General features: G+C 39.6%; 6 protein-coding genes. 2 read left to right on the top strand and 4 right to left on the bottom strand.

Annotation, left to right across the window (positions count from 1 at the left end; translation table 11 throughout):
• Positions 1-548 (top strand): S-layer homology domain-containing protein (locus tag WAM07_RS17770; RefSeq protein WP_422168722.1); only part of this gene is annotated, 548 nt, incomplete at its 5' end.
• Between the two features lie 560 nt (positions 549-1,108).
• The gene (locus WAM07_RS17765) at positions 1,109-2,104 is read left to right on the top strand and encodes a metallophosphoesterase (RefSeq protein ID WP_422168721.1); all 996 of its coding nucleotides are present in this window, start codon (positions 1,109-1,111) and stop codon (positions 2,102-2,104) included.
• Positions 2,105-2,334: 230 nt separating this feature from the next.
• Here the strand turns inward: WAM07_RS17765 and WAM07_RS17760 are convergent, their stop codons facing one another.
• The 4 genes from WAM07_RS17760 to WAM07_RS17745 all read right to left on the bottom strand — a co-directional run.
• Entirely contained in the window at positions 2,335-2,850 is a 516-nt protein-coding gene (locus WAM07_RS17760; RefSeq protein WP_422168720.1) for a pyridoxamine 5'-phosphate oxidase family protein, read from the bottom strand.
• A 190-nt stretch (positions 2,851-3,040) separates the two neighbouring features.
• Entirely contained in the window at positions 3,041-3,781 is a 741-nt protein-coding gene (locus WAM07_RS17755) for a cytidylyltransferase domain-containing protein (protein ID WP_422168719.1), read from the bottom strand.
• A gap of 15 nt (positions 3,782-3,796) precedes the next feature.
• The gene (gene pseI / locus WAM07_RS17750; RefSeq protein WP_422168718.1) at positions 3,797-4,846 is read right to left on the bottom strand and encodes a pseudaminic acid synthase; all 1,050 of its coding nucleotides are present in this window, start codon (positions 4,844-4,846) and stop codon (positions 3,797-3,799) included.
• A 1-nt stretch (position 4,847) separates the two neighbouring features.
• A partial coding sequence (locus WAM07_RS17745; RefSeq protein WP_422168717.1) for a GNAT family N-acetyltransferase occupies positions 4,848-5,286 on the bottom strand: 439 nt, incomplete at its 5' end.

Genomic DNA, 5,286 nt, shown 5'->3' with positions numbered 1-5,286 from the left:
ATACGGGTGCTAAAAGATTTATAGATGATAATTTCTTCGGCGATGTTTCACCTGATTACTGGGCTTATAAAGAAATTAAGCATTTGAATGACGAAGGAATTATCAATGGGTTATCCAATGGCAGTTTTGGCCCTACCGCCAACGTTACCAGAGCACAAGTTGCTAAAATGGTGAGCGAGTCACTAGATCTTCAACCTTCTTCGTCCGGCCAATTTAAAGATGTTTCTTCCTCTCACTGGGCCTATGAATACATAAACGCTGCAGTCAAAGCTGGGATAATAACTGGTTATGGAAACAACACCTTTAAGCCAGATGAAGATATTACCAGAGCTGAAATAGCAGCCATGATTACTAGCGCTTTCGAATTAAACAGCACAAGCAGGTCTTACAGCTTTAAAGATATCAAATCTTCTCATTGGGCATATGATGATGTGTACACATTAGCTGACAATTCTATAGCTACAGGATATGATGACAACACATTCCGACCTAATGAAGAAGCAACCAGAGCTGAATTCAGTGCTTTCTTGTATCGTGCTTTAGATTAAACAATTTCATAATACATAACAATAACTCAAATGATTGGTGATTAAACCTCTTATTTGAGTTATTTTCATTTTATTTAATAAACCAGGAAGAGTATTACTCCAAATAACTATCTGCGGTAGTATTTATAATAGCTTTCTGCTCCTTTTAATAGTAAGGATACGCAACCATTGGATGTCCTTTCATAATCAATTGTAACTTTTCCCCACTTTTATTTATTCCCTAATTCAAAAGTAAATATGTAAGTACGTCACCGTTTCTTACCATGTTGTATTGAATCGCTTAACCTGTAGAACAACTTCATTAACGTTGCTATTTCTCTTCACATCGAAGTCAGCGTATGCCTTTAAATCTACACACAAAAAGACATTTTGAATAAAGAAAACGAGAAATTTATCCCGTTTAAATGATGGGTATGACTTTTTTCTAACCACTTTTAAATTTTACCAACCTCTGCAGCTACTCCCTTCTGTATAATAATTTCCTTGCGAAGCTACACTAAATTCAATGGACCAATAATCAACATGATTTAATAAAATTCACATTTTAAAGGGGGACAGCTATGGAGCATATCCTTAAAAAAACACTGGTCGCCACCGTAATTGCAAGCTTTCTTATGATTATCATTTTCCAGGTAACAATAGCTTCTGCTGACACGCCCACGTCTTCCATATCGGTTAACAGTAAAATCGAGAAAGATTCGTCCTATGATTACACTTTCGTGTGGATGTCAGACACACAATATTATTCAAAAAGCTATCCTCATATATACAAAAATATGGTTGATTGGATTGCTGCAAACAGAAACTATATTAACATCCCTTACGTCTTTCATACCGGCGATATCGTAAATGATTGGAATAATGAAGAACAGTGGCAGTACGCTGATATGTACATGAAAGTTTTAGAAAAAGCGAGCATTCTTTTTGGAATTTTAGCTGGTAACCATGATCTCGACTTAAATAGTCCCAGTAAATATATACAGTTTTCAAAGTACTTTGGAAATCATCGATTTGAGAAGCAGCCATCATACGGCGGGTCATATAAAGATAATCAAGGTCATTATGATTTAATCAGCGAGAACGGGGATGATTATATTATGGTTTACATGGGCTGGGGAATTTCGAAGGACGAAATCGACTGGGTAAACCGTGTGTTGGCTAAATATCCTAATCACATCGCTTTTCTCAGTTTTCACGATTATTTATTAGCTTCAGGAAAACACAGCCCGATCGGTGAGGAACTATTTGAGAAGGTCATAGAACCCAATAAAAACGTAGTAGCCACCTTGAGCGGGCACTACTATGGCAGTGAAACACGCATTGATGAAATTGACGATAATGACGATGGTAAACCAGATAGGAAGGTATATCAGATGATGGCCAATTATCAAAGTGGGCCAGAAGGCGGGCAAGGCTACATGCGATTGTTGAATGTTAAATCGAACGAAAATAAGATTTACGTAAACACCTATTCACCTTATTTAAACGCTTATAAATATGATGATGCCAAATCGAACCCTGTAAAAGAGGAATTTGTCATCGAGCTTCCAAAATAATGTAAAAAAGAAGTCTTTACTCATCATTAAATAGTAGGAATTAGCTTGTTAATCCGACACCAAAACATTAGCGAAATAAAACCACAAACAAACCCCACCTTAGTTCTTAGGAACTCTGGTAGGGTTAAATAATTTTAAATGAATATCTTTTCTAGTGCTATCCTCTTGAAGGTGTTCACTTCCCTGATTACAAGCTATAAAGTAAATCACAGAAAATACTCAGTAAAAAGCTATCTCGACTTTTCATCAAAACGAACAGTGTCTTTCAATTCATTTTTTTCTTCTATCGAATTACTGCTGGCCATCTTTTTCACAAATTCCTTAACGGTCTTGACATTCAAGCCGGATTCCCAGTATTCAGCGATTTCAGGCTTCACTTTCACCAGGATAACATTCGGGTCATCGGCTGAAGCGTTCAGCACTTTTTCGACAATCTTATTCCAGTATTCTTTCTTCTTATCTTCATCCTGAACGAATTCAGCCGTACCGCTGATCGATACATAGGAACTTCCTGAATAGGCCAGGTTAACGGCAGAATTGCGGCCAATATCCCTATATTTTTCTGTATCCTTTTCTGTAATAAACCAAAATTCTTCCTTGTCCAATTTCACCTCCTGGGTGTGCATGGGCCGGGACATAAGTTTGCCCTCAGGGGATACCGTTGTCAGCATGGCCACTTTTTCATCTTTAATCAAATCTTTAATTTTCTTAAGGGCTTCCTGGTTTTCTGAGTTTTGATCAGCCATTTTCACTTGCCTCCTTCTAAATAATTTGCCGGTGCTGCTTTTTCTTCTATCATCTATAACATCTTTTCATTCTTTTCCCGAATGGTCATAGGATTACACTTTTATACAACTATCCCTATTTCATTTCAATTTGCCATTCAGTACAAAAAAGCCGATAAGCCTAGGCTTCGGCTTCTTAATCAAATAATATTTAATTAGTTCCATCTTCCTTTTGGTCCACTTTTTCATTAATTTGGGTCCATGCTTGGTTTCTATTTAATAAGGCCAATACATCTTCCAAAGTAAACTCAGGTTTTAAAGGATACAGTTCACTAAGGATTTTTTCGATTAATGTGAAATCCTCTATTGTGTCTACTGTCCATCGGTGCTTACTTTCATCGCGAGAGTACACGATTTGCCCCACAGCAGAGCTGTCGATTCTTTTGATCATAAAGGGGGTGACGTGTTCCAGATCATGTGGCATATTAGCATTCATATAAGCGTCCTGGAGCAGTTGATATGAAAAAACTTCTGTATCCATTCCACGGGGATAAGTTCGCTTTCTCGTGTTGGAAACATATAAGAGCTTAGGATAATTATCCAAAAAGAAGGAGATTGCCCTATCGATGACATCAGGATCAATGAGAGGGCAGTCCGCCGTCAAACGCACAATAACCTCTCCTTTATAAAAAGAACTCGTTTCATAAAACCTCCCAAGTACATCATTTTCTGATCCGCGAAACGTATCCACATTCATTTTTTTGCATAGTTCAATAATGGGATCATCAACCTCCCGAGTTGATGTACAAATGATCAATTGATCAATGGTCTTTGCCCGCTCCATTCTCTCAATTTGGTATTCCAGTAAAGCTTTCCCGTTTACTTGCCTGAGAACTTTTCCTGGGAGTCGAGTTGATCCCATTCTTGCTTGCACAATAGCCAGCACTTTCATAGATTCACCTCTTTACTATCCAATAAAATCCCAGGACATCGGCGTCCCTCTTTTCACATCAGCATTTACTTTCTTTCCGAGTAACAACTCGTAGTACTTTGGAGGCAAACCAAAACCTGGACGAATAGTACGCAAGTTATTTCTTGTAAGTGAATCGCCTGCCTTCAGGTCTTCGGTAATGTATAACGACCTCCGGAACTTGCCTGATTCTTTTTCGCTATCCGTGGGTCCATATTGTATATGTCCAATCGATTGCCAGGCACGAGTTGTCTCTTCTACCAGGGCTCTCATTTCAGATGGTTCTAATGAAAATTGGGCATCCACTCCCCCATCTTTCCTCGCCAATGTAAAATGTTTTTCAATGACCGTAGCTCCTAGAGCCACACTAGCAACGGCTACCCCCGTCCCGAGCGTATGATCAGATAACCCGACCTGGCATTGGAATAAGTCCCGCATGTGAGGAATCGTAGAAATATTTGAATACTCAGGGGTGGCGGGATAACTACTTGTGCATTTAAGCAGCACAAGCTCTTGCCCTCCCGCTCGCTTAAAGGTTTCTACCATTTCAGATATTTCACCAGCGGTTGCCATTCCTGTCGAGATAATCACAGGTTTTCCCGTTTTTGCTACCTTACGGATTAATGGTAAATCCGTATTCTCAAAGGATGCGATTTTATACATAGGAACATTTAGACCTTCCAGAAAGTCCACGGACGATTCGTCGAATGGTGTACTGAAACCAATCACACCAAGCTCACGGCATCTAGTGAAGATTTCCTCATGCCACTCCCAAGGTGTGTAGGCTTCTTTATATAAGTGATAAAGGTTCTTGCCTTTCCATAGACTTCCGGAATCGGAAATTTGAAAATCCTGTCCTTTGTGATCTAAAGTCATCGTTTCCGCCGTGTATGTTTGGATTTTCAATGCATGGACGCCCGCATCAGCAGCTTTTTCAACAATTGCAAGTGCACGTTCAAGAGACTGATTGTGATTACCCGACATTTCAGCAATGATAAAAGGGGGAGCCTTAGGTCCAATTTTCCTGTTTCCAACTCTTATTTCCATATCACAGCCTCCCCGCCAGAATTTTACGTTGATTGATCCATTCGTACCTAAACAACCCCATTGGGATAACATCGATGAGCAGCTTCTCTCTTTTTAGCTGTTGGAGAAGACGCCCCTCTTGTTTAAACCCTAGCTTTTCATGATAACGGAGACTAACCTGATTGGTATCAAGCACTTCGGCACACACTTTCCTGATAGGAAAAGTTTCGAAAATAAAGTCGAGCGCTAATATACCCATGATGGTCCCGGAACCCTTAGGGGCATCTTTATCTCCGATATAAAAACCCCACTTACACGTTTCATTCTCCTGATCGATACCTGTGAACCGGACGACACCAAGAGGGCGGGCCTGGTGTATAAAAATTTGGGAAGCGGAGGATGGATTGGACTGTTCCTTTTCAAACCAAGCCAGATGTTCTTCCCAGGAAATTATTTGATTG

Source organism: Halobacillus sp. (assembly GCF_049282395.1).
Taxonomy (GTDB): Bacteria; Bacillota; Bacilli; order Bacillales; family Halobacillaceae; genus Halobacillus.
This window is presented reverse-complemented; position numbering and strand designations above follow the sequence as displayed.